Consider the following 25,480-nt stretch of genomic DNA (forward strand, 5'->3'; position numbering starts at 1 on the left):
CCGGTGGTTCAACTCCCCGGGGCGGCGCCCTCGCTCACATTCCCGAAACGCTTACCGGACAGTCGCCTTTCGGCCAACATCACTTCGAGGCCCTGACATGTACGCGCCCAGGAGAAGCTGGTCGTCAAGGACGTCGTCAAGGACGTCGTCAAGGACGCCGACGGCACGGTCCACACCCTCCCCCCTAGCCCTTAAGGGGCAGGGGGGCACCCCCATCGAGCGCACCTACGCCGGCCTCCCCGTCCTCGGCGGCGACCTGGTCGTCCACGAGTCGGCGTCCGGCACGACCGGGGGCGTCACCAAGGCGACGAAGGCCACCGTCAAGGTCGCCGGTCTCATCCCGGAGATCACGAAAGCCACCGCCGAGAAGCAGGCCCTGAAGGCGGCCAAGGCCGAGGGCTCCACCAGGTCCGAGGCCGACCAGGCCCCCCGCAAGGTCATCTGGGCGGCTGAGGGCAAGCCGACGCTCGCGCACGAGACCGCCGTCGGCGGCTTCCAGCACGACGGCACCCCGCAGGAACTGCAAGACCGTCCTCGGCCGCAACGGCATCCGGAACGACGGCGTCGCCGCGTACTCCCGCGTCCACTACGGCAACGCGTACGCCAACGCGTTCTGGTCCGACAGCTGCTTCTGCATGACGTACGGGGACGGCGAGGGCAACAACAAGCCGCTGACGTCCCTGGACGCGGCCGGCCACGAGATGACGCACGGCGTCACGTCGAACACGGCCGGGCTCAACCACTCCGGCGAGTCGGGCGGCCCGAACGAGGCCACCTCCGACATTCTCGGCACGGCGGTGGAGTTCCACGCGGCGAACTCCTCCGACCCCGGTGACTACCTCATCGGCGAAAGATCGACATCCGCGGCAACGGAACCCCGCTGCACTACATGGACCAGCCGAGCAAGGACGGCAACTCGGCCGACTACTGGCGGTCGAACCTGGGCAGCCTGGACGTCCACTACTCGTCCGGCCCGGCGAACCACTTCTTCTACCTCCTGGCGGAGGGCAGCGGCACCAAGACCATCAACGGAGTCACCTACAACTCGCCGACGTCCAACGGCGCCACGGTCACCGGCATCGGCCGCGCCAAGGCCGTCCAGATCTGGCACAAGGCCCTGACCACGTACATGACGTCGACGACCCGCTACTCGGGCGCCCGTACGGCGACCCTGAACGCGGCGCGTGATCTGTACGGCTCCGGCAGCACGGAGCACAACGCGGTCGCGGCGGCGTGGTCGGCGGTCAACGTGAGCTGAGCGCAGGCCTGTTGACGCAAGGCCGAGGGGCGGCACCCGGGACGAAGGCATCCCCGGGTGCCGCCCTACCCTTGTGACCCATGTCCTTCACGTACGACGCCGTCGGCGCGACCCGGGAGATCGGCTTCTGCCCGCCCGGCTTCCACCCCCTGCACGTGCGCACCCGCATCGGCGAGGGCGAGGAGGTCTTCCGCAGAGCCGCCGAGGCGGTCATGACCTGGGAGATGCACCGCGCGCTGGGCGTCGGCATCGACGCGTCGTCCGACCGCGCGGCCCCCGGCGTCGACGTCACGGTCACCCTCGCCGGAGTGATCAAGGCACCGTGCCGGGTGGTGTGGACGGTGGAGGAGTACCGGCGGGTGGGCTGGGCGTACGGCACGCTTTCCGGCCATCCGGAGTGCGGCGAGGAAGCGTTCGTGGTGGAACGGACGGGCGACGGCACGGTCTGGCTGACCGTGAACGCCTTCAGCCGCGCGGCGAAGTGGTACGCCCGAGCGGGCGGTCCGGCTACTCGGGGGTTTCAGCATGCGTATGCGCGGCGGTGCGGGAAGGTGCTGCGGCGATTGTGCGGGGAGAGCGACTGACCCACCCGTAAGACACGAGCTCCTCCACCAGCCGCGCCACCGGCGTCGCCGTCTCCATCGCCGGCCCGCTCGGCCAGAGTCCAGCAGTTCTTGCGAGGCAGGGCGGCACATCCCGCGTCTGCGGCGTGCAAGGACAACAACAACGACCCGCGCTGTGTCGAGGCGGCCACGAACGTTCCCGGCAAGGTGGCGGTCCACAACTCCGTGTCCGGTCATACGGTCGAGTTCACGGCAGTCGAGTGGACCGACTTCCTGACCGGTGCCAAGCTGGGCGAATTCGATGTCACGGCGTAGGGGGTCCCCCATGTGGCAGTGCCCGCGGTGCGGCGGCAACGCAGAACCTGACCCGGAGCATTCCGGGGCGGTGTGGTGCCTGTTGTGCTGGCACTCGTGGGCACTTCCGGGGGACACCCGCTGTTCGGGCTCACTGCCCCGTCTCAGCCCCGCGCTGCGGGTACTGGACGAACACCGGCACTTGAACCGCTGAGCCCTGACACAGCCCCGGCCGGCACGCTTCCCCGCGTGCCGGCCGGGGCTCCCGCATGCTCGCTGAGCTCATCCCTGCCGTGGAGAGAGGAGCGTCTCGACCTGGCTCAATCCGCTCGCAGGTGGACGGTCATGGTCAGGCTGCCGGGGAGGGCCGCGCAGGCGTTACGCACATGCCCGGCCAGAGCGTTCCCGGCGGGTGCCTTCGGCGAGGCGGGCCAGGCCTGGGACATCCAGCAATCCAGCGCATGATGGAAGGCGGACACAAGCATGTCGAGGGCCAGCCGGGGTCGCAGATCGTCCGACGTACCCAGGTTCAGGCGACGGTGGAGGATGTCCTGCGCGGTACGGGTCGTGCGGTGACAGAAATGCAGACCGTGCGCGTCCATCGAGGGGGTCCGGTCGGCCAGTTGACGGCTGAGCCGCGCGCGATGCGCCCAGCCGTCCACCGCAGCCATGCGGTCCACCGCGGCAAGCAGGGACTCCTCCAGCATTTCCAGCACGGTACCGCCCTGGGGCTCGCGGGTCTCCAGATCCTCCAGGAAGGCGAGCCACAGATCCTGCGTGGGTGCCATGGCCACGTCTTCCTTGCTGGCGAAGTAGCGGAAGAACGTGCGCTTGGACACGTCCACCGCGTCACAGAGCTCGTCGAGGGTCACCCCGCCGAAGCCCCGCTCGCCGAAGAGCTCCAGGGATGTGTCGATCAGGGTCTGCCGGGTGCGCAGCTTCTTTCGCTCGCGCAGCGGCAGCCCCTTCGTCATGGCGTCCTCCATGGCGTCAGTGTATCCGAGGGGCAAAAGCCACTTGCACGCTTATGCCACTTGGTGGCATAACTGTTCGCTACGTGATCGCGATTCCTACGGAAGGCCTCACTCCGCCATGCGCGCTCTGCTCGTTGACCGTTCCCTGCCCTCGGGTCTCCGCCTCGGTGAAGCCCCCGCACCCGAGCCCAACCCGCACCAGGCCCTGGTACGCGTAACGGCCACGTCCCTCAACTACGGCGAAGTCAGGTTCTCTCTCCAGGACGCGCCCGAGGGCACGGTCCTCGGGTGGGACGCGGCCGGAGTGGTGGTACGCGCCGCTGCGGACGGGTCCGGCCCGGCGGCCGGCACTCCCGTGGTCACGCTGGGGACGGATGGCGCATGGGCCGAGCTCCGCGCCGTGGACACCGACTGGATCGGTACGGCGCCGGGCGGTGCCGACCCGGGGGCCATCAGCACCGTCCCTGTCGCGGGGGCCAGCGCACTGCGTGCCTTGCACCGCCTCGGCCCGATCCTGGGCCGCCGTGTGCTGGTCACCGGCGCCACGGGCGGCACCGGCCGCTACGCCGTACAGCTGGCCCGGCTCGGCGGGGCCCATGTCATCGCCTCGACCGGATCCTTGCGAGACCACGGGGACGGCCTGCGGGCCCAAGGTGCCCACGAGGTCGTCGCCGGGCCGCTCGACGTCGGCGAACCGGTGGACGGTGTCGTGGACTTGGTAGGCGGGCAGCAACTCGTCGACGCGTACGGCCTGCTCGTCGAACGGGGCACCTTGGTCGCGGTCGGCCATGCCGCGCACCAGGGAGAGACGTTCCCGTACGGCGCCCTGTTCGGGGACGGCGGTCGCCACGACCGGTCGATCGTCACCTTCGCCCTGCCCGCCTGCGCGGGGCTGGGCCGGGACCTGACCTGGCTTGCGGACCGGATCGCCGCCAGAGTGCTGGACCCCCAGATCTCCTGGCGCGGCGGCTGGGACAGCGCCGACGACGCCATCGGCGCCCTCCTCGAACGCCGCCTGCACGGCAAAGCGGTGCTGGACATCCCCTGACGCCGAGCTGCTACCAGCGGTCCCTGTTGTCCCTCCGGTGGCGACACGACGATCACCCGACCGCCCTGTCGCCACACCCGACTCTCGCACCGCGGCCGCTCGGCCTCCCCCTCGTCCGAGGTCTTCGGGCGCGCCCGAACCCTCCCCCGCCGCCCAGGACGCGGTGCCTCGGCAGGCCCTACCGCATCAACACCCCCGCCCCCTCCACCACATCCTCCGACGGCACCGCCACCAGCCCCAGCTCCGCACTCGCCGCCAGCAACCGGTGTGCGGGCAGGATGCGGACCGTGTAGCCGTACGGCCCCGTGCGGTCCAGGGACAGCGGGCCCTCGTACATCCAGCTCCCTTCCGTGTCGGGGCCACCCGCCGGTTTCAGCGGTACCGTCGTTGCATCGGCGATGCGGTCCTCGGAGTCCACGCGACCGGAGACCGCCTGGACCTCGATGTCGTCGGGGGCGAGGTCGCCCAGGGCGACGCGGACGCGGAGGGTGAGGGTCGTGCCCAGCTCGGCCGTTGCCGTGGTGGCGGACGTTTCGACGTGGTCGACCCGCACCGCGTACCAGGACCTGCGCAACCGGGCCTTCCACTCGGCGAGTTCACGTGCCGCGTCCGGGTCCATGGTGCGGTGGGCGTGGGCTGCGGGCGCGTACAGGCGCTCGACGTACTCGCGGACCATGCGGCCGGCCAGCACCTTGGGGCCGAGCAGGGTGAGCGTCTGGCGGACCATCTCGATCCAGCGGTCGGGCAGACCGGCCGGGCCGCGCTCGTAGAAGCGCGGGGTGATCCGCTGTTCGAGCAGGTCGTAGAGGGCGGACGCCTCGATGTCGTCGCGGCGGTCCGGGTCTGTGCCCACGCCGTCCGCGGTCGGGATGGCCCAGCCGAAGTCGGGCTGGAACCACTCGTCCCACCAGCCGTCGAGGACGGAGAGGTTCAGACAGCCGTTGAGGGCCGCCTTCATGCCCGACGTGCCGCAGGCCTCCAGCGGGCGGAGCGGGTTGTTCAGCCAGATGTCGCAGCCGGGGTAGAGCTTCTGCGCCATCGCCATGCCGTAGTCGGGCAGGAAGACGATCCGGTGGCGTACGCGCGGGTCGTCGGCGAAGCGGACGAGTTCCTGGATGAGCCGCTTGCCGCCGTCGTCGGCCGGGTGCGCCTTGCCGGCAACGACGATCTGGATCGGGCGTTCCGGGTGCAGCAGCAGGTCCATCAGGCGGTCGCGGTCGCGCAGCATGAGGGTGAGGCGCTTGTACGACGGGACGCGACGGGCGAAGCCGATCGTCAGGACGTCCGGGTCGAGCACGCCGTCGATCCAGCCCAGCTCGGCCGTGCCCGCGCCGCGTTGCCGCCAGGAGGCGCGCAGCCGTTCCCGTACCTCCGTCACGAGCTGCTCGCGCAGGGTACGGCGCAGCTCCCAGATGTCCTGGTCGGGGATGTCCGCGACGGCGTCCCAGCGGTCCGAGCCGCCGTCGCTGAAGGCGTCCTCGGCGCGCTCGGCGCCGATCTGCCGGGCGCCGAGCTGGAACACCTCGGGGGCGATCCAGGTCGGGGCGTGCACGCCGTTGGTGACGGAGGTGATCGGCACCTCGTCGGGGTCGAATCCCGGCCACAGTCCGGAGAACATCTCCCGGCTGACGTTGCCGTGCAGGAGGGAGACTCCGTTGGCGCGCTGGGCCAGGCGCAGGCCCATCACGGCCATGTTGAAGAGGTTGGGTTCGCCGCCGGGGTAGGTCTCCATGCCGAGTTGGAGGATGCGTTCGACGTCGATGCGCGGGAGTTCGGCGTCGGGGCCGAAGTGGCGGGCGACGAGTTCGCGGTCGAAGCGGTCGATTCCGGCCGGCACCGGGGTGTGGGTGGTGAAGACGGTGCCCGCGCGGACCGCTTCCAGCGCCGAGTCGAACTCCAGCCCCGCATCGGAGAGTTCGGCGATCCGCTCCAGGCCGAGGAAGCCGGCGTGGCCCTCGTTGGTGTGGAAGACCTCGGGCTCGGGGTGGCCGGTGAGCCGGCAGTACGTCCGTACCGCCCGGACCCCTCCTATGCCGAGCAGCATCTCCTGGAGCAGCCGGTGCTCGCTGCCGCCGCCGTAGAGCCGGTCGGTCACGCCGCGTTCACCGAGGTCGTTCTCCTCGATGTCCGAGTCGAGCATCAGCAGCGGGACCCGGCCGACCTGGGCCAGCCAGATCCGGGCGCGCAGGAATCTGCCGCCCGGCAGGGCGAGGGTGACCTGGGCGGGGGTGCCGTCGGACTCCTTGAGCAGGGCCACCGGCAGCTCGTTGGGGTCGAGGACGGGGTAGTGCTCCTGCTGCCAGCCGTCCCGGGAGAGGGTCTGGCGGAAGTAGCCGTGCCGGTAGAGCAGCCCGACCCCGATCAGCGGTACGCCGAGGTCGCTGGCCGCCTTCAGGTGGTCGCCGGCCAGAATGCCCAGGCCACCGGAGTACTGGGGCAGAGCGGCGGTGATGCCGAACTCGGGTGAGAAGTAGGCGACGGCGGCAGGGAGTTCACCGGACTGCGCCTGGTACCAGCGGTCGCCGGTGACATAGTCGTGGAGATCGTCGGCCACCGTGGTGAGGCGGCGCAGGAAACGGCGGTCCTCGGCCAGCTCGGCCAGCCGCTCGGGCGGCACGCTGCCGAGGAGCCGTACCGGATCGGCGCCTGATGCGGCCCACCGCTCCGGATCGACGGACTGGAACAGATCGCGTGTCTCCGTGTGCCAGGACCAGCGCAGATTGCGTGCCAGGCCGCTCAGCGGGCGGAGGGGGTCGGGGAGAACGGGTCGGACCGTGAATCGACGGATCGCCTTCACTTGGCCCCTCCGAGGATGATCGGATAGAGTGCGGCCGGTGCGCTGCGAGAACCAAGCACGCGCTAACTCCTTGACTTTGACGTCAACCGGGCAGGTTCCGACCCGGCTGGTGCTGATCGCGTAAGACTCGATCGCTCGCTGAGCGGTCGAGCGGCGTGAGCCAGGAATCCCGTTCGTTCAGAAGCGGGAGGGTTCAAATTCCACCTCGTCACGTGCGGAGGAGAACGCACGGCGGTGTGCGTCCCGTCATCGATATCGACGGTAGTGGTTACCCGGCGTCGCCGTGGCCGACTCCCGGGGGCAGCGTCCCCCTGCCGGCCGGTCATGCCCCAAGCCAACCGGAATCCGCCGCAACCTTCACTCGTCCGCCATGGCCGATATGGCCGATTCCGCCCCCACAGGCCTCCTTGTGGCGCTTCACACCGCACGAGAGGCTGCCAACTGGCGTACCGGCCGGCGAGCGGGTGCACGCGGTCGCCGGCGGTTGCCGTACGCCGAGTCGAGGAGGGGAACTCGGACCATGGCACGGACGCGAACACGGCGTCTGCGCTGGGCGGGTGGCCTCACCGCGGTGACATGTGCCGCGGTGTTTTCGGCCACCGTTCCGCCCGCGCAGGCCGCGCCGGAGGGACGGATACTCGGCGCCGGAGAAACCGGCGCCGTCAGCGGCAGCTACCTGGTGACGCTGAAGGGGGGAACGAAGGCTCCGTCGGCGGCCGGGAAGGGCATCGCCGAGAAGTACGGGGCGAGAATCAGCCACACGTACGGCACCGTCCTGAACGGCTACGCGGTGCGGGCCGGCGAGAGACAGGCGAAGCGGCTCGCAGCAGACCCGCGCGTCGCCTCCGTCACCCAGGACACCCGTGTGGTCGCCGACCACACCCAGAAGAACCCGCCGTCCTGGGGGCTGGACCGCATCGACCAGCCGAACCTGCCACTGGACAAGAGCTACACCTGGCCGGAGTCGGCGGGCAGCGGAGTGACGGTGTACGTGATCGACACCGGCATCCGTATCTCCCACAAGGACTTCGGCGGCCGGGCCGGTTACGGCTGGGACTTCGTCGGCGGCGACAGGTCCGCCGGGGACGGCAACGGACACGGCACCCATGTCGCCGCGACGGTCGCCGGCCAGAGCTTCGGCGTCGCCAAGAAGGCCAAGGTCGTCGCCGTGCGGGTGCTGGACAACGCCGGTTCCGGTACGACCGCGCAGGTCATCGCCGGTATCGACTGGGTGACCCGGCACGCCCGAAAACCGGCGGTCGCCAACCTCAGCCTGGGCGGCTTCTACAACGCCCAACTGGACGCCGCCGTACGCACGTCCATCGCCTCGGGTGTCACGTACACCGTCGCGGCGGGCAACGACGGCCTCCCCGCCGGTCTGTACTCCCCCGCGGGCGTACGGCAGGCGATCACCGTCGGTGCCACGAGCCGCACGGACGCCCGGGCGTCCTTCTCGAACTACGGCTCCGCACTGGACCTGTTCGCCCCGGGCGTGGCGATCACCTCCGCGTCCCACAAGAGCAACACCGGCACGGCGACCTTCTCCGGTACGTCGATGGCGTCGCCGCACGCCGCGGGCGCGGCCGCGCTGTATCTGGCCGGCCATCCGAAATCCACCCCGGCACAGGTTTCCAAGGCGCTTGTGGCGGGGGCGGTTTCCGGCAAGGTCTCCGGTCGCGGCCTGGGTTCACCGAACAAACTTCTCCAGGTACCGCGGTCGTAGCGCCACATTCCAGCCGTGACGCCAGTATCGGCCCCGTTCGTCTCGAACGGGGCCGGTCTTGTGCGTAGACATACGCGTGAGTAGTTAACAAAGTGCCGGATTGCCCACCCGAACAGGGTGGGAAGGCTCCTGCGGTACGCCCCCACCGGCACATCCCGCACGACCCACCTCCCCACAGCCATCCGCCCACCCACGTTGACGCGGACAGGAGCGGTGATGCCCGCCACGCACCACTCGTCAGCACCCCTGACATCAAGCCCCGAAAGCAGCCCCGAAAGCAGCCCCGAAAGCAGCACCGAAGGCGCCGAGGCACAGCCCGTGCGCCCCGTCGCCGCCGGCCGGCCGGTCCCGGAGCCGGCCTCCGCGGGCGAGGCGACCACCGTCGGGCGCATACCCGTCCTCGACGTCCGCCCCATCGTCCAGCACGGCCGCCGGCCCGCGAAGGCGGTGACCGGAGAGACGTTCGAGGTCTCGGCGACCGTCTTCCGGGAGGGCCATGACGCCGTATCGGCCAATCTCGTACTGAAGGACCCGGACGGCCGCCCCGGCCCGTGGACGCCGATGCGTGAACTCGCCCCCGGCACCGACCGCTGGGGGGCCACCGTCACCGCCGGTGATCCCGGCCTGTGGACCTACACCGTGGAGGCGTGGGGCGACCCGGTCACCACCTGGCGGCACCACGCCCGGATCAAGATCCCGGCCGGCATCGACACCGACCTGGTCCTGGAGGAGGGCGCGCGGCTGTACACGCAAGCCGCCGTCCAGGCGCCGAGCAGCGTACGGCGCGTGCTCCTCGCCGCCGTCGCCGCGCTGCGGGACGAGAGCCGGCCCGCCGCCTCCCGGCTGGCCGCCGCGTTGACGCCGGAGGTGGACGGTGTGCTGGCGCGGTATCCGCTGCGGGAGTTGGTGACAGCCTGCGAGCCGCTGCCGCTGCTGGTGGAGCGGGAGCGGGCGCTGTTCGGGTCGTGGTACGAGTTCTTCCCGCGCTCCGAGGGCACGGCGGAGCGGGCGCACGGCACGTTCCGCACGGCCGCGCGCCGGCTGCCGGTGATCGCCGGGATGGGTTTCGACGTGGTGTACCTGCCGCCGATCCACCCGATCGGCAGCACCTTCCGCAAGGGCCGCAACAACACCCTGTCCCCCGCCCCCGAGGACGTGGGGGTGCCGTGGGCGATCGGCTCGCCGGAGGGCGGGCACGACGCCGTGCACCCGCAGCTGGGCACGATCGAGGACTTCGACTGGTTCGTGGCCCAGGCGCGGGCGCACGGTCTGGAGGTGGCGCTGGACTTCGCGTTGCAGTGTTCGCCGGATCATCCGTGGGTGGACAAGCACCCGGAGTGGTTCCGTCACCGCCCCGACGGGTCGATCGCGTATGCGGAGAACCCGCCGAAGAAGTACCAGGACATCTATCCGATCGCGTTCGACCGGGACATGGACGGCCTGGTCGCGGAGACGGTGCGGGTGCTGCGGCACTGGATGGCGCACGGGGTGCGGATCTTCCGGGTGGACAATCCGCACACCAAGCCGGTGGTGTTCTGGGAGCGGGTGATCGCGGACGTCAACCGCACGGACCCGGATGTGGTCTTCCTGGCGGAGGCGTTCACCCGGCCGGCGATGATGCACACCCTGGCGCAGATCGGGTTCCAGCAGTCGTACACGTACTTCACCTGGCGCACCACCAAGCAGGAGCTGACGGAGTATCTGACGGAGCTGTCGGGTGAGGCGGCGGCCTACATGCGGCCGAACTTCTTCGTCAACACGCCCGACATCCTGCACGCCTACCTGCAGCACGGCGGCCGCCCGGCGTTCGAGGTCCGCGCGGTCCTCGCCGCGACCCTGTCGCCCACGTGGGGGGTGTACTCGGGCTACGAGCTGTGCGAGAACACGCCGCTGCGCGAGGGCAGCGAGGAGTACCTGGACTCGGAGAAGTACCAGCTCAAGCCCCGCGACTGGGACGCCGCCGAACGCGAGGGACGCACCATCACCCCCCTCATCACCAAGCTCAACACCATCCGGCGGCAGAGCCCCGCCCTACGCCAGTTGCGGGACCTCCACTTCCACCATGCGGACCAGGAAGCGGTGATCGCGTACTCCAAGCGGACGGGATCGAACACGGTTCTGGTGGTCGCGAACCTCGACCCCCACCACACCCAGGAGGCCACGGTCTCGTTGGACATGCCGCAACTCGGCCTGGACTGGCACGAGTCGGTGCCGGTGCGCGACGAGCTCACCGGCGAGACCTATCACTGGGGCAGGGCCAACTATGTGCGTCTCGAGCCGGGCATCAGGCCCGCGCACATCCTGACCGTCCTGCGACCGTCCACCCCGCAGACCGGAGGGTCACCCACAACATGACTGTCAACGAGCCCGTCCCGGACACCTTCGAGGACACGCCCGCCAAGGACCGTGACCCGGAGTGGTTCAAGCGCGCCGTCTTCTACGAGGTCCTGGTCCGCTCCTTCCAGGACAGCAACGGCGACGGCATCGGCGACCTCAAGGGCCTGACCGCCAAGCTCGACTATCTGCAGTGGCTCGGCGTGGACTGCCTGTGGCTCCCGCCGTTCTTCAAGTCGCCGCTACGCGACGGCGGTTACGACGTCTCCGACTACACCGCCGTGCTGCCGGACTTCGGTGACCTGGCCGACTTCGTGGAGTTCGTCGACGCCGCCCACCAGCGCGGTATGCGCGTCATCATCGACTTCGTCATGAACCACACCAGCGACCAGCACCCGTGGTTCCAGGAGTCCCGCAAGGACCCCGACGGCCCCTACGGGGACTACTACATGTGGGCCGACGACGACAAGCAGTACCAGGACGCCCGCATCATCTTCGTCGACACGGAAGTGTCCAACTGGACCTTCGACCCGGTCCGCAAGCAGTACTTCTTCCACCGGTTCTTCTCCCACCAGCCGGACCTCAACTACGAGAACCCGGCCGTACAGGAGGAGATGATCTCCGCGCTGAGGTTCTGGCTCGACCTGGGCATCGACGGTTTCCGCCTGGACGCGGTGCCCTACCTGTACGCCGAGGAGGGCACCAACTGCGAGAACCTTCCCGCGACCCACGAGTTCCTCAAACGGGTCCGGAAGGAGATCGACGCCCACTATCCGGACACAGTGCTGCTCGCCGAGGCCAACCAGTGGCCCGAGGACGTGGTCGACTACTTCGGCGACTTCCGCGCCGGCGGCGACGAATGCCATATGGCGTTCCACTTCCCGGTCATGCCGCGGATCTTCATGGCCGTCCGCCGGGAGTCCCGCTATCCGGTCTCGGAAATCCTGGCCAAGACCCCGGCCATCCCGTCCGGCTGTCAGTGGGGCATCTTCCTGCGCAACCACGACGAGCTCACGCTCGAGATGGTCACCGACGAAGAGCGCGACTACATGTACGCGGAGTACGCCAAGGACCCGCGTATGCGCGCCAACATCGGCATCCGCCGCCGACTCGCCCCCCTGCTGGACAACGACCGCAACCAGATCGAGCTGTTCACGGCACTGCTGCTGTCCCTGCCGGGCAGCCCGATCCTGTACTACGGCGACGAGATCGGCATGGGCGACAACATCTGGCTCGGCGACCGCGACGCGGTACGCACCCCGATGCAGTGGACCCCGGACCGCAACGCCGGTTTCTCGTCCTGCGACCCCGGCCGGCTCTACCTCCCGACGATCATGGATCCGGTCTACGGCTACCAGGTCACCAACGTCGAGGCGTCCATGTCGTCGCCGTCGTCGCTGCTGCACTGGACCCGCCGGATGATCGAGATCCGCAAACAGAACCACGCCTTCGGCCTCGGCTCGTACACCGAACTCCAGTCCTCCAACCCGGCCGTACTGGCGTTCCTGCGGGAGCACGGCGACGACCTCGTGCTGTGCGTGCACAACTTCTCCCGCTTCCCGCAGCCGACCGAACTCGACCTGCGCTCCTTCAACGGCCGCCATCCGGTCGAGCTCATCGGCGGGGTCCGTTTCCCCGCCATCGGCGAACTGCCGTACCTGCTGACCCTGGCGGGGCACGGCTTCTACTGGTTCCGGCTCCGCAAGGACGCCGCGTAGGACTCCGGGGCGGGGCGGTTTCTCCCGCTCCGCCCGGGGCACGCATCAGTAACACCCCGCCCACCCGGGGAAAGGACGCACGCCATGTCGGAAGCCGTCACCCGCCCCGCCACGGCCGGCCCCGGTCTCCTCGCGTCACTGGACCCCCTGCTGCGGGAATGGCTGCCACGGCAGCGCTGGTTCGCGGGCAAGGGGCGTCCGGTCACCGGGTTCTCGCTGGTGGCGGCCACCGAGCTGTTGCCGGCCGGGGGGAAGCTGGGCCTGTACCACCTGCTCGTCCAGGTCCATCAGCCGCTCACCCACGGCACCGGCCCCGGTGACTGCTACCAGCTCCTGATAGGTGAGCGCGAGGCACTGCCGCCCCGGCTGGCGCCCGCGCTGATCGGCCATGTGACCGAGGGACCGCTCACCGGACGCACGGTGTACGAGGCCCTGTACGACCCCCGGCCCGCCGGACTGCTCCTGGAGGCGCTGCGCACCCGGGCCCGGATCGGCGGCCTCCGCTTCGAACGGGACCCTCGGCAGGAGGTACGGTCCGGCCTGGTGCCCCGCGCAGTGACCGCCGAGCAGTCCAACTCGTCGGTCGTCTACGGAGATACGTTCATCCTGAAGCTGCTTCGCCGGATCGTGCCCGGCGTCAATCCCGACCTCGAGCTGCCGCTCGCGCTGGCCCGCGAGGGCTGCCCGCGGGTGCCGGCGCCGACGGCGTGGCTGCTGGCCGAGTTGTCCGGTCAGTCGTACGTCCTCGGCGTCCTCCAGCCCTACATCCAGGGCGCGGCGGACGGCTGGGAGCTGGCATTGCGCGAACTGGCCAAGGGCCAGGACTTCGCCGCCGAGGCGCGGGCGCTCGGGCGCGCCACCGCCGAGGTGCACACCGCGCTGGCCCGCGCGCTGCCGACCGTGACGCTGGGCCACATCCAACTGCGCTCGATGGTCGACGGCATGCTCGAGCGCCTCGACGCCGCCGCACAGGCGGTACCGGCACTGCGGACCTACGCGCCCGGCCTGCGCTCCGCGTTCCAGGCGCTGGCCGATCTGGCGGCCGAGGGCCACACCTGGACCGCCCAGCGCGTCCACGGCGATCTGCACCTCGGGCAGTGCCTGCGCTCCCCGGCTGGGGGCCCCTCCCACGCTTTCGGCAGTGGGGGAGAGTGGTCGCTGATCGACTTCGAGGGCGAGCCGGCCCGGCCGCTGGCCGAACGGCGGATGCCGCAGCCGACCGTGCGGGACGTCGCGGGGATGCTGCGCTCCTTCGACTACGCGGCGCACTCGGTCCGGCCGTCCGTGCCCGGCTGGGCGGAGTCCTGCCGGGCCGCGTACTGCTCCGGGTACGCGGAGATAGACGGCCGCGATCCACGCAACGACCCGGTGCTCCTGCGGGCCTACGAGACCGACAAGGCGGTCTACGAGGTCGTCTACGAGGCCCGGCACCGCCCGGACTGGCTCCCGGTGCCGCTGTCGGCGGTGCGGCGCCTCGCTTCCTCCCACCTGACCTGATCGCACCTTCTCCTAGGAGGCCCCGCCCGTGACCCCCCGTATCCCCGCCAGCGGTTCGGATCCGAAGAAGACGGCCGAGGAGAAGGCGGCTGCGGCCGAGAGGACGACGGCCAAGAAAGCGACCGCGAAGAAGGCTACTGCCAAGAAGGCTACGGCGAAGAAGGTCGTGGCCAAGGAGACGACGGCCGGCAAGGCGGTTGCTGAGAAGGCTGTTGCCAAGAAGGTCGCGGCGAAGAAGGCCACGGCCAAGAAGGCGGCAGCGACAAAGGCCACGGCCAAGAAGACGACCGCCAAGAAAACCGCAGCAAAGAAGACAACCGCAAAGAAAGCGACCGCCAGGAAGACGACCGCGTCGAAGGTCCCCGTCGTGGCCGCCGTCTCCCCCGCCCTCGATGCCGGAGACCGCGAGCGTCTGCTCAGCGGTACGCATCACGACCCGCACTCGGTGCTCGGCGCCCACCCGGTCCCGGGCGGAGTCGTGTTCCGGGCGTTCCGGCCGTACGCCCTGTCCGTCACCGTGGTCGCCGGCAATCTGCGGGCCGAGCTGCACGACGACGGCGACGGGTTCTTCTCCGGGCTGGTGCCCCTGCAGGACGTCCCCGGGTACCGGCTCAGCATCGCGTACGAGGGGACCGTCCTGGACACGGAGGACCCGTACCGCTTCCTGCCCGCGCTCGGTGAGCTCGACCTGCATCTGATCGGCGAGGGCCGACACGAGGAGCTGTGGCGGGCGCTGGGCGCGGAGCCGATGACCCATCAGGGCGTCACCGGCACCCGGTTCACGGTGTGGGCGCCGAACGCCCGGGGCGTGAGCCTGGCCGGCGGTTTCAACTTCTGGGACGGCACCGGCTTCCCGATGCGTTCGCTCGGCGGCACCGGCGTATGGGAACTCTTCGTACCCGGGATCGGCGAGGGCGAGCTGTACAAGTTCGAGATCACCCGTCCCGACGGTTCGAAGACGCTGCGCGCGGACCCGCTGGCCCGCCGCACCGAGGCCCCGCCGAACACCTCGTCCATCGTGCACGCCTCGCACTACGAGTGGGGCGACGCGGAGTGGCTGGCCCGCCGGGCGGAGCTGCCCGCGCACGAGGCGCCGTTCTCCGTCTACGAGGTCCACCTCCCGTCCTGGCGACCGGGCCTTACGTACCGTCAGCTGGCTGAGCAGCTGCCCGCCTACGTCAAGGACCTCGGCTTCACGCACGTCGAGCTGATGCCGGTCGCCGAGCATCCCTTCGGCGGCTCCTGGGGCTACCAGGTCACCGGCTTCTACGCCCCGACGGCCCGCCTCGGCACACCGGACGACTTCAAGTACTTCGTCGACGCCCTGCACCGGGCGGGCATCGGCGTGCTCATGGACTGGGTGCCCGCGCACTTCCCGCGCGACGACTGGGCGCTGGCCGAGTTCGACGGGCGTCCGCTGTACGAGCACGAGGATCCGCTGCGCGCGGCTCACCCCGACTGGGGGACCCTGGAGTTCGACTTCGGCCGGCGCGAGGTGCGCAACTTCCTGGTCGCCAACGCCGTGTACTGGTGCGAGGAGTTCCATATCGACGGCCTGCGGGTGGACGCCGTGGCCTCGATGCTGTACCTCGACTACTCGCGCGAGCCCGGCCAGTGGACGCCGAACGAGCACGGTGGGCGGGAGAACCTGGACGCGGTGGCGTTCCTCCAGGAGATGAACGCGACGGTGTACCGGCGGGCGCCGGGCGTGGTGACGATCGCCGAGGAGTCCACCGCCTGGGACGGCGTCACGCGGGCCACCCATCACCAGGGCCCGAGCGGCTTCGGCGGCCTCGGTTTCGGGCTGAAGTGGAACATGGGCTGGATGCACGACTCGCTGCAGTACATGAGCCACGAGCCGGTCCACCGCAAGTACCACCACCACGAGATGACGTTCTCGATGGTGTACGCGTACAGCGAGAACTACGTCCTGCCCATCTCCCACGACGAGGTGGTGCACGGCAAACGGTCACTGGTGTCGAAAATGCCGGGCGACTGGTGGCAGCAGCGGGCCGATCACCGGGCGTACCTCGGCTTCATGTGGGCCCACCCGGGCAAGCAGCTCCTCTTCATGGGCCAGGAGTTCGCCCAGGGAGCGGAGTGGTCCGAGGCCCACGGCCCCGACTGGTGGCTCCTCGACCCCGCGTACGGAGCCGAGGCCGACCACCGCGGCGTACGCGACCTGGTCCGCGACCTCAACACCGTCTACCGCCACACGCCGGCCCTCTGGGAGCGCGACACCCACCCCGAGGGCTTCCAGTGGATCGTCGGGGACGCGGCCGACGACAACGTCTTCGCCTTCCTCCGCCACGCCGCCGACGGCACACCGCTCCTGTCCGTCTCCAACTTCTCGCCGGTCGTCCGCCACGACTACCGCCTCGGCGTCCCCGACGACATCCCCGCCTGGCACGAAACCCTCAACACCGACGCGCAGAAGTACGGCGGCAGCGACGTCACCCACCCCCACCCGGTCAAACCGGAGCCCACGGGATGGCACGGCCGCCCCGCGAGCATCCGGCTGACGCTGCCGCCTCTGGCGACGGTGTGGCTGAGACCGGCCTAGGTCTCAGCCGACCGAGTCGGCCAAGCCCCGCGGCAGCGCCCCCGTGTGCAGCACGCCCAGCCGCTGTGTGGCCCGCGTCAGGGCCACATACAGGTCGCTGGTCCCGTACCGCCCCGGCTCGACGACCAGGACGGAGTCGAACTCCAGGCCCTTGGCCTGCCGCGGGTCCAGCAGGACGACCGTCTGCGTCAGGTCGGGCTCGGCACCCGCCGTCACACCGTCCAGCCGAGCGGCCAGCCGCCGGTGCAGGTCGCGTGGCGCGATGACCGCGAGGCGGCCCTCGGCCGGGGTCAGCTCCCCGACCGCCTTGGCGACCGCGCCGGGCAGGTCGTCGGTGGCCCGGACCCAGGGGCGTACCCCTGTCGACCGTACGGAACGGGGCGGCTCGAAGTCCGGGTGCTCCGCGCGTACGACGGCCGCCGCGAGGTCCATGATCTCGGCGGGGGTGCGGTAGTTGACGCCGAGGCGGGTGTGGTCCCAGCGGTCCTCGACATACGGCTGGAGGATCTTCGACCAGGAGCCCACGCCCGCCGCCTCCGCGGTCTGGACCGGGTCGCCGACCAGGGTCATCGAGCGGGTCGGGCTGCGCCGCATGAGCAGCCGCCACGCCATCGGGGACAGCTCCTGCGCCTCGTCGACGATGATGTGCCCGAACGCCCAGGTGCGGTCGGCCGCCGCGCGCTCGGCGGCGCTGCGGTGGTCGTCCTCCTCGTGCCGTTCGGCGAACCGTTCGGCGTCGATGATGTCGTGCGCGGACAGGACCTCGGAGGCCTCGGGATCGTCCTCCTCCTTGTCCTCGAACTCATAGGTGCGGGAGGCGTACGACACCTCGAGGACGCCCTGCGCGTACGCCACCTGGGCCTCCCGTTCGCGTTCCGCGCGCGCCCGGGCCGCCCGGTCGTCCTCGCCGAGGAGTTCGGCCGCCTCGTCGAGCAGCGGTACGTCCGCCACCGTCCACGCCCGGGTGACCGGTCGGCGGATGGCGGCGGCGTCCGCGTCACTGACGTAGCCCTCCGGCGCGGAGAGGAAGTCCGCGACGAGCCGCTGCGGGGTGAGGACCGGCCACAGCTGGTCGATGGCGGACCAGACCTCGGGGTTGTCGGCGAGTTCGTCGCGGATCTGGGTGATGTCACTGGCGTCGAGGAGGTTCGAGCCGTCGTAGGGGTCGGTGCCGATGCGTTCGGCGACCATGTCGGTGAGCGTGTTGAGGATGTGGCCCTCGAAGTGCTCGCGGGCGGCGTTGTGCGGCAGCTTGGCGGCGCGGGTGCGCTCACGGGCGACGCTCACCAGGCCGTCGTCGAGCATCAGGATCTCGCGGTCGTGCTCGATCGCGATCACCGGGTCGGGCAGCGCCTCCCGGTCCCGTACGACGGCGGCGAGCACGTCGGCCATCTCGGCGCGGCCCTTCACGGCGGCCGCCTCGGGGGTGTCGGTCGCCGTCGCCTTCACGCCGGGGAACAGCTCACCGACCGTCGCCAGCAGTACGCCGGTCTCGCCGAGGGAGGGCAGCACCTCGCCGATGTAGCCGAGGAACGCCGGGTTGGGGCCGACGATCAGGACGGCCCGTTTGGCGAGCAGCTCCCGGTACTCGTAGAGGAGATACGCGGCCCGGTGCAGGGCCACCGCCGTCTTGCCGGTGCCGGGGCCGCCCTCGACGACCAGTACTCCGCGATACGGGGCGCGGATGATCTCGTCCTGTTCGGCCTGGATGGTCTGCACGATGTCCGTCATCCGGCCGGTGCGCGCGGAGTTCAGCGCGGCCAGCAGTACGTCGTCCCCGCTGGGGTCCTCGTAGCCGGTCCTGGTGGCGTCACCGACGTCGAGGAACTCGTCGTGCAGGGCGGTGACGCGGCGGCCGTCGGTGGTGATGTGCCGGCGGCGGCGCAGGCCCATCGGGGTGTGGCCGGTCGCCAGGTAGAAGGGGCGGGCGACGGCGGCACGCCAGTCGATCAGGATCGGCGTGCGGTCGGCGTCGGCGGCGCGCAGGCCGATACGGCCGATGTGGTGGCGGACGCCGGAGGTCAGGTCGATCCGGCCGAAGCAGAGCGAGCCGTCCACGGCGTTCAGCGCGGCGAGCAGCCCGGACCGCTCGGCGACGAGGATGTCCCGCTCCAGGCGGGCCTGCATCGGCTTGTCGCCCTGGGCGAGCGCGTCCGTGACGGAGTGCTCGGCGTCGCCGCGCAGCGCGTCCACGCGCGCGTACAGGTCGTCGATGAATTCCTGCTCGCGGCGCATTTCATCGTCTGGAAAGTCGACGTTTGACGAATCCATGTTTGACAATTCCGCTCCCGCCCGGATATACTTGCCTCATTACGCTTCCTCGCGACCGCATTTCCGTGAAGTCGCGAACCATTGAATATACGCAGAGAAATCCCCCGGGCGCAATTGCCCGGGGGATTTCTTTACGTCCGCCGAGGTCACAGCACGTCGGACAGCTCCTCCAGCAGTCGGCGCTTCGGCCGCGCGCCCACCATCGACTTCACGGGCTCACCGCCGCGGAACACCATGAACGTCGGCATGGACAGCACCTTGTACGCGTTCGTCGTCTCCGGATTGGTGTCCACGTCCAGCTGGACCACCTTCAGCCGGTCGCTCTCCTGCGCGGCGAGCGCGCTCACCACCGGGCTCATCTGCCGGCACGGCGGACACCAGTCCGCGGTGAACTCCACCAGCACCGGCAGCTCCGCCCCGAGCACCTCGTCGTCGAAATCCGCGTCCGTCACCTCGGCCACACCCGCTGCCCTGATCACCGCGTCCGCCCTCCCAGCTCGCACACCGGTTCCGGACCGCCCGGAACCACCGCCTCGTCGGCCAGCTTCGCTCGCGCTCGCTCGGCGTGCGCGAGCTGCCGGGCCACCGTCTCCCGTACCGCGCCCAGCTCCGCGATCAGCGCGTCGAGCTCGTCCACCTTGCGCCGGTACACCGCGAGAGACGCCGGGCACGAGTCGCCCTCCGGGTGCCCGGCCCGCAGACACTCCACGAAGGGCCGGGTCTCCTCCAGGCCGAAACCGAAGTCCTGCAGGGTCCTGATCTGCCGCAGCAGCTTGAGGTCCTGCTCGTCGTACGTCCGGTGTCCGTTGGTGTCGCGCCGCGCGGGCAGCAGCCCCCGCGACTCGTAGTACCTGAGCGTCCGCGTGGTGGTCCCGGCCCGTTCGGCCAGCTCGCCGATTCGCATGCCTCCGAACGTAAGCCTTGACGCCGACGTCAGGGCAAGGCCGCCAGAGGATCGAAAAAAGGCCGGGCGGCCAGGCCTACGGGGGGAGGGCCTGACCGCCCGGCGGTCGAGGGGGGCGGGACCATCACGGCCCGCCCGGCGCAGCGGCTACGCCTTCGCGAGTTCCTTCTCCTCGCCCGCGCGCGACTCGGGCACCGCGGTGGTGTCGTCCGGTGCCGCGCCGTGACCGTCGTCCAGCAGCGTCGTCTCGTCGAACGGCAGCCGGCCGGAGAGCACCTCGTTCATGCGCTCCTTGTCGATCTCCTTGGTCCAGGTGCCGATCAGGACCGTGGCGACGGCGTTGCCCGCGAAGTTGGTCAGGGCGCGGGCCTCGCTCATGAAGCGGTCGATGCCGACGATGAGGCCGATGCCGTCCACCAGGGCGGGCTTGTGCGACTGCAGACCGCCGGCCAGCGTCGCCAGACCTGCGCCGGTGACACCCGCCGCGCCCTTGGACGCGACCAGCAGGAAGAGCAGCAGCGGGATCTGCTCACCGAGGGACATCGGCGTGCCCATGGCGTCGGCGATGAACAGGGACGCCATGGTCATGTAGATCATCGTGCCGTCGAGGTTGAAGGAGTAGCCGGTCGGGACGGTGATGCCGACCACCGGCTTGCTGACGCCGACGTGCTCCATCTTCGCGATCAGCCGCGGCAGCGCGGACTCGGAGGAGGAGGTGGACAGGATCAGCAGGAACTCGCGGCCCAGGTACTTGAACAGCGTGAGGATGTTCAGGCCGGAGACGATCCGCAGCAGCGCGGCGAGCACGATGAAGACGAAGAGGAAACAGGTGACGTAGAAGCCCAGCATCAGGACGGCGAGGCTCTTGAGCGCGTCCAGACCGGCGGACCCGGTGACGGCGGCGATGGCACCGAAGGCACCGATCGGCGCGGCCCACATGATCATGGCGAGGATGCGGAAGACAAGGCGCTGGATGTGCTCCACTCCGCGCAGGATCGGCTGTCCCGCCGGGCCCATGGCCTGCAGGGCGAACCCGGCGAGCAGGGCGATCAGCAGGGTCTGGAGGACCTCACCGCCGGTGAAGGCGGAGACGATCGTGGTCGGGATGATGCCGAGCAGGAACTCGGTGGTGTCCTTGGCCTCGGCGTCGACCTGCGCGTGACCGGTCTCCCTGATCGCGTCGGTCACCGCGAGGCCCGTGCCGGGCTCCACGATGTTGCCGACGACCAGGCCGATGGTGAGGGCCACCAGCGACATCACCGTGAAGTAGATCAGGGCGATGCCACCCACCGCGCCGACCTTGGCGGCCTTCCGCACCGAACCGATCCCGAGCACGATCGTGCAGAAGATGATCGGCGAGATCATCATCTTGATCAGGTTCACAAAGCCGGTGCCTATCGGCTTCAGGCCGACGGCGAAGTCGGGCGCGGCCAGGCCTACGACGATGCCGAGCGCGACCGCGATGATCACCGCGATGTAGAGATAGTGGGTGCGGTCCCGCTTGGCGGGCTTGGCAGGTGCCGTATCGGCTGTACCGGTCACGACTGCCCTCCTTGACGACGTCATCGGCATCACCGGCGTGCGGCTCACGTCCGGGGGATCTGGAGCTGGAAAGTCCGGGAGACGCACTCCCGCGATGCGGTGACTATCTCCCGCCCTGTGAGGGCGGTCACCCTTCCGTTCATTTAGTTCGTACTTAACCTGGGGGGCACACTGACGACATGCGCATCCGTACACCTCGACCTCGCAGCCTGGCCGGTCAGCTGTTCGCCATGCAGGCCGTGCTCATCGCGGTGCTCGTTGCCGGATACGCGCTCTTCACGTACGTCAGCGACCGCAACCAGGCCGAGGGGGCCGCGGGCCGCCAGGCCATGGCCGTGGCGCGGGCGGTCGCCGACGCGCCCTCCACCCGGGAGGCGATCCGCACCTCCGATCCCACGGCCGCCCTCCAGCCGTACGCACTGCACGTCATGCGGGACACGGAGGTCGACTTCGTCACGATCATGAATCCCCGCGGCATCCGCTGGACCCACCCCAACGAGAACGAGATAGGCCAGCGCTTCCTGGGCCATATCGAGCCCGCGCTGAAGGGCGAGTCGTTCACCGAGACCTACACCGGCACGCTCGGCCCGTCGGTCCGCGCGGTCACCCCGGTCGAGGACGGGGGGAAGGTCGTCGGCCTGGTCAGCGCCGGCATCCGGGTCGAGGCGATCAGCGAACGCGTCCAGGGCCAGCTGACCGCCCTGCTCGGGGTCGCCTGCGGCGCCCTCGCGCTCGGCGCGGTCGGCACGTATGTCATCAACGCCCGGCTGCGCCGCCACACCCACGGCATGAACGCGGCCGAGCTCAGCCGTATGCACGACTACCATCAGGCCGCGCTGCACGCCGTACGCGAAGGACTGCTGATGCTCGACGGGCAGTACCGGATCGCGCTGATCAACGACGGAGGGCGGGAGCTGCTCGGGGTGACCGAGGATGTCGTGGGCAGGTCGGTGGCCGAGATCGGACTGCCGGCGCCGCTGACCGGGGCGCTGCTGGCGTCGGAGCCACGGGTGGACGAGGTGCATCTGACGGCGGACCGGGTGCTGGTGGTGAACACCTCGCCGGTGTCGGGCGGGGAGCGGCGGGGGACGGTCGTGACGTTGCGGGACGTGACCGAGCTCCAGTCGCTGATGGGCGAGCTGGACTCGGAGCGGGGCTTCACCCAGGCGCTGCGCTCCCAGGCGCACGAGGCGGCGAACCGGCTGCACACGGTCGTGTCGCTGATCGAGCTGGGGCGGGCTCAGGAGGCGGTCGACTTCGCGACCGCGGAGCTGGAACTGGCGCAGGCGCTGACGGATCAGGTGGTGGCGGCGGTGGGCGAGCCGGTCCTGGCGGCGCTGCTGCTCGGCAAGACCGCGCAGGCCAACGAGCGCGGTGTGGAGCTGGTCGTGACTCAGGACAGCCGGCTGGACGACGGGCTGCTGCCGGAGAGCCTGCCGGCCCGGGACCTGGTGACGATCCTCGGCAACCTGATCGACAACGCGGTGGACGCGGCCCAGGGCAGCGTGCCGGCCCGGGTGACCGTGTCGGCGGTCGCGGAGAGCGGTGAGCTGGTGTTGCGGGTGTCGGACACCGGGGCGGGAGTGGACCCGGAGCACGCGGAGGCGGTGTTCCAGCGCGGGTTCTCCACCAAGCCGGCCGGTCCGGGCGGACGCGGCCTGGGCCTGGCCCTGGTACGGCAGGCGGTGCACCGGCATGCCGGGGCGCTGTCGGTGGCGGAGGCCGACGGGGGCGGGGCGGAGTTCGAGGTGCGGTTGCCGTTGCGGGAGCGGTCCGCCGCGGGCGGGGCGGCGTCGGGAGGCCGGCCATGACACTTCAGGAGCCGATCCGCGTCCTGGTCGTGGAGGACGATCCGGTCGCCGCCGACGCACATGTGATGTACGTCGGCCGGGTGCCGGGCTTCGTCGTGGTCGGCAAGGCGCAAACGGGAGCGCAGGCACGGCGCGCGCTGGAGCGAACGCCGGTGGACCTGCTGCTGCTCGACCTGCACCTGCCGGACGTGCACGGACTGCAACTGGCTCGCTCGCTGCGGGCGGCGGGCTATCACGTGGACGTGATAGCGGTGACGTCGGCGCGGGATCTGGCGGTGGTGCGGGAGGGAGTGTCGCTCGGGGTCGTCCAGTACGTCCTCAAGCCGTTCACTTTCGCGACGCTGCGGGACCGTCTGGTGCGGTACGCGGAGTTCCGGGGTGCGGCGGGCGAGGCCAGCGGCCAGGACGAGGTCGACCGCGCACTCGCGACCCTGCGGGCACCGACACCGGTGGCGCTGCCGAAGGGGTTGAGCGCACCGACGCTGGAGCGGGTGACGGTGGCCCTGCGGGACTGCGCCGACGGGCTCACGGCGACGGGGGTCGCGGAAGTGGTGGGGATCTCGAGGATCACGGCTCGGCGGTACCTGGAGCATCTGGTGGATGCGGGCAGGGCCGTGCGGAGTCCTCAGTACGGGGCCGTGGGGCGGCCGGAGTTGCAGTATCGGTGGGTCAAGGGCCAGTAGTCGTCGGGGGGTTGCGGGGCGGCCGGATCATAATCCGCCGCAGACGCATTGACCTGACTGGACCACTCCTCTTACGTTCACCGGCAGCCATCCCGGCGCCACAACGAAGTGAGCCCGTAGGAGGTCATGCCCGTGCGCCCCGCCGCCGTCCTGCTCACCACCGCCCTCGCCCTCACCGCCGCCTCCCTCACCGCCTGCGGCAGCGGATCCGGCAGCAACCCGGACACCGTGAAGGTCTCCTTCAAACAGTCCACGGACAACTCCGTCAAGGTGATGGACACGTTCCTCGCGGACATCAAGAAACAGTTCGAGAAGGAGAACCCCGGCAAGAAGGTCGAGCTCGTCCCGATCAAGGCCCCGGACTCGGAGTACTACACCAAGGTCCAGCAGATGCTCCGCTCCCCCAAGACGGCCCCCGACCTCGTCTACGAGGACACCTTCCTCATCAACTCCGACATCACCAGCGGCTACTTGAAGCCACTCGACCCCTACCTCGCCAAGTGGAAGGACTGGAACCAGTTCATCGACACGGCGAAGGCCGCGGCCAAGGGCGAGGACGGGAAGACGTACGGCGTCCCGGACGGCACCGACACCCGGGGCCTCTGGTTCGACAAGGGCATCTTCGAGAAGGCCGGCCTGCCCACCGACTGGCAGCCGGAGAACTGGGACGACGTTCTCGAAGCCGCCCGCACGATCAAGCAGAAGGTCCCCGGCGTCACACCCCTCAACGTCTACACCGGCAAACCCGCCGGCGAGGCCGCCACCATGCAGGGCTTCCAGATGCTGCTCTACGGCACCAACGACGGGACGACAGACCCGCTCTACGACGAGAAGTCCAAGAAGTGGATCGCCGGCAGCCAGGGCTTCAAGGACGCCCTCGCGTTCGTCGAGACGGTCTACAAGGAGAAGCTCGGCCCGGACGTCGCCGACGCCCTCGACCCGAACTTCGGCACCCGTGTGCGCGGTGAACTCCTCCCCCAGGGCAAGCTCGGCATCAACCTCGACGGCTCCTGGCTCCCGCAGGACTGGCTGGAGGGCAGCGGCCACGAATGGCCCGAGTGGTCGGAGAAACTCGGCCTCGCCCATATGCCGACCCAGAACGGTCAGGCCCCCGGCAAGGTGAGCATGTCCGGCGGCTGGACCTGGGCTATCCCGGCCAAGGCGGCCAACCCCGACCTGGCGTTCAAGTTCATCGAGACGATGCAGACGAAGGCCAACGCCCAGAAGTGGTACATCGCCAACTCGGGCATCGCGGTCCGCAAGGACGTCGCGGCCGACCCGGCATACGTACAGGCGCAGCCCGGCATCAAGTTCTTCACCGATCTGGTCGCCACCACCCACTACCGGCCCGCCTACCCGGCGTATCCGAAGGTCTCCACCGCGATCCAGGAGGCGATGGAGGGCGTGACGACGGGCGACGTGTCGGTCGAGGAGGCGGCGAAGGCGTACGACGAGGAGCTGAAGTCGGCGACGGACAACCAGGTGATCGAGAAATGAGCC

17 protein-coding genes and 1 pseudogene are annotated in these 25,480 nt (G+C 70.0%); 12 read left to right on the forward strand and 6 right to left on the reverse strand.

Annotated features, from left to right (window positions below; all coding sequences use genetic code 11):
* Positions 1 to 105: 105 nt before the first annotated feature.
* From ACKTSN_RS14870 to ACKTSN_RS14880, 3 genes and pseudogenes are all read left to right on the forward strand, one after another.
* A pseudogene (locus ACKTSN_RS14870) lies at positions 106 to 1,258 on the forward strand (M4 family metallopeptidase); the annotation flags it as partial.
* An 80-nt stretch (positions 1,259 to 1,338) separates the two neighbouring features.
* The gene (locus ACKTSN_RS14875) at positions 1,339 to 1,842 is read left to right on the forward strand and encodes a DUF1990 family protein (protein WP_409469573.1); all 504 of its coding nucleotides are present in this window, start codon (positions 1,339 to 1,341) and stop codon (positions 1,840 to 1,842) included.
* A gap of 90 nt (positions 1,843 to 1,932) precedes the next feature.
* Positions 1,933 to 2,136, forward strand: a complete 204-nt coding sequence (locus ACKTSN_RS14880; RefSeq protein ID WP_409469574.1) for a DUF397 domain-containing protein — start codon at positions 1,933 to 1,935, stop codon at positions 2,134 to 2,136.
* A 299-nt stretch (positions 2,137 to 2,435) separates the two neighbouring features.
* Here ACKTSN_RS14880 and ACKTSN_RS14885 read toward each other — a convergent pair whose 3' ends face one another.
* Complete coding sequence (locus tag ACKTSN_RS14885) at positions 2,436 to 3,101, reverse strand: TetR/AcrR family transcriptional regulator (protein ID WP_409469575.1); 666 nt, start codon at positions 3,099 to 3,101, stop codon at positions 2,436 to 2,438.
* Positions 3,102 to 3,207: 106 nt separating this feature from the next.
* Between ACKTSN_RS14885 and ACKTSN_RS14890 the strand changes: the two genes are divergently transcribed.
* Positions 3,208 to 4,137: a zinc-binding dehydrogenase gene (locus tag ACKTSN_RS14890; RefSeq protein WP_409469576.1), complete on the forward strand. Its 930-nt coding sequence runs from the start codon at positions 3,208 to 3,210 to the stop codon at positions 4,135 to 4,137.
* A 178-nt stretch (positions 4,138 to 4,315) separates the two neighbouring features.
* Here ACKTSN_RS14890 and ACKTSN_RS14895 read toward each other — a convergent pair whose 3' ends face one another.
* Positions 4,316 to 6,934 carry a glycosyltransferase family 1 protein gene (locus ACKTSN_RS14895; RefSeq protein WP_409469577.1) on the reverse strand — a complete coding sequence of 873 codons (2,619 nt, stop codon included), beginning with the start codon at positions 6,932 to 6,934 and terminating at the stop codon, positions 4,316 to 4,318.
* Positions 6,935 to 7,454: 520 nt separating this feature from the next.
* Here ACKTSN_RS14895 and ACKTSN_RS14900 point away from each other — a divergent pair.
* From ACKTSN_RS14900 to glgB, 5 genes are all read left to right on the forward strand, one after another.
* Entirely contained in the window at positions 7,455 to 8,657 is a 1,203-nt protein-coding gene (locus ACKTSN_RS14900; protein WP_409469578.1) for a S8 family peptidase, read from the forward strand.
* A gap of 216 nt (positions 8,658 to 8,873) precedes the next feature.
* A complete protein-coding gene (locus ACKTSN_RS14905; protein ID WP_409469579.1) occupies positions 8,874 to 11,012 on the forward strand; it encodes an alpha-1,4-glucan--maltose-1-phosphate maltosyltransferase in 2,139 nt (712 codons plus the stop codon).
* Entirely contained in the window at positions 11,009 to 12,709 is a 1,701-nt protein-coding gene (gene treS, locus ACKTSN_RS14910; RefSeq protein WP_409469580.1) for a maltose alpha-D-glucosyltransferase, read from the forward strand. The genes ACKTSN_RS14905 and treS overlap by 4 nt, the downstream gene beginning before the upstream one ends.
* A gap of 84 nt (positions 12,710 to 12,793) precedes the next feature.
* Complete coding sequence (locus tag ACKTSN_RS14915) at positions 12,794 to 14,206, forward strand: maltokinase N-terminal cap-like domain-containing protein (RefSeq protein WP_409469581.1); 1,413 nt, start codon at positions 12,794 to 12,796, stop codon at positions 14,204 to 14,206.
* 28 nt (positions 14,207 to 14,234) lie between these two features.
* On the forward strand, positions 14,235 to 16,769 hold the full coding sequence (gene glgB, locus ACKTSN_RS14920) for a 1,4-alpha-glucan branching enzyme (protein WP_409469582.1): 2,535 nt from the start codon (positions 14,235 to 14,237) through the stop codon (positions 16,767 to 16,769).
* A gap of 3 nt (positions 16,770 to 16,772) precedes the next feature.
* On the opposite strand, the gene ACKTSN_RS14925 is transcribed toward glgB, so the two are convergent.
* The 4 genes from ACKTSN_RS14925 to ACKTSN_RS14940 all read right to left on the reverse strand — a co-directional run bounded on the left by ACKTSN_RS14925 (position 16,773) and on the right by ACKTSN_RS14940 (position 21,486).
* Positions 16,773 to 19,004: a HelD family protein gene (locus ACKTSN_RS14925; RefSeq protein ID WP_409469583.1), complete on the reverse strand. Its 2,232-nt coding sequence runs from the start codon at positions 19,002 to 19,004 to the stop codon at positions 16,773 to 16,775.
* Positions 19,005 to 19,186: 182 nt separating this feature from the next.
* Entirely contained in the window at positions 19,187 to 19,519 is a 333-nt protein-coding gene (locus ACKTSN_RS14930) for a thioredoxin family protein (RefSeq protein WP_409469584.1), read from the reverse strand.
* A complete protein-coding gene (locus ACKTSN_RS14935; RefSeq protein WP_409469585.1) occupies positions 19,516 to 19,944 on the reverse strand; it encodes a MerR family transcriptional regulator in 429 nt (142 codons plus the stop codon). Before ACKTSN_RS14935 ends, ACKTSN_RS14930 begins: the two co-directional genes overlap by 4 nt.
* Before the next feature lie 147 nt (positions 19,945 to 20,091).
* Entirely contained in the window at positions 20,092 to 21,486 is a 1,395-nt protein-coding gene (locus ACKTSN_RS14940; RefSeq protein ID WP_409469586.1) for a cation:dicarboxylate symporter family transporter, read from the reverse strand.
* 179 nt (positions 21,487 to 21,665) lie between these two features.
* Here ACKTSN_RS14940 and ACKTSN_RS14945 point away from each other — a divergent pair, with 179 nt between their 5' ends.
* From ACKTSN_RS14945 to ACKTSN_RS14955, 3 genes are all read left to right on the forward strand, one after another.
* A complete protein-coding gene (locus ACKTSN_RS14945) occupies positions 21,666 to 23,297 on the forward strand; it encodes an ATP-binding protein (protein WP_409469587.1) in 1,632 nt (543 codons plus the stop codon).
* A complete protein-coding gene (locus ACKTSN_RS14950; protein ID WP_409469588.1) occupies positions 23,294 to 23,980 on the forward strand; it encodes a response regulator in 687 nt (228 codons plus the stop codon). The genes ACKTSN_RS14945 and ACKTSN_RS14950 overlap by 4 nt, the downstream gene beginning before the upstream one ends.
* Positions 23,981 to 24,106: 126 nt before the next feature.
* Positions 24,107 to 25,477 (forward strand): extracellular solute-binding protein, encoded by a 1,371-nt coding sequence (locus ACKTSN_RS14955; RefSeq protein ID WP_409469589.1) that lies wholly within the window; start codon positions 24,107 to 24,109, stop codon positions 25,475 to 25,477.
* Positions 25,478 to 25,480 lie beyond the last annotated feature (3 nt).

It is taken from the genome of Streptomyces flavusporus, from assembly GCF_046267975.1.
Classification (GTDB): Bacteria; Actinomycetota; Actinomycetes; order Streptomycetales; family Streptomycetaceae; genus Streptomyces; species Streptomyces flavusporus.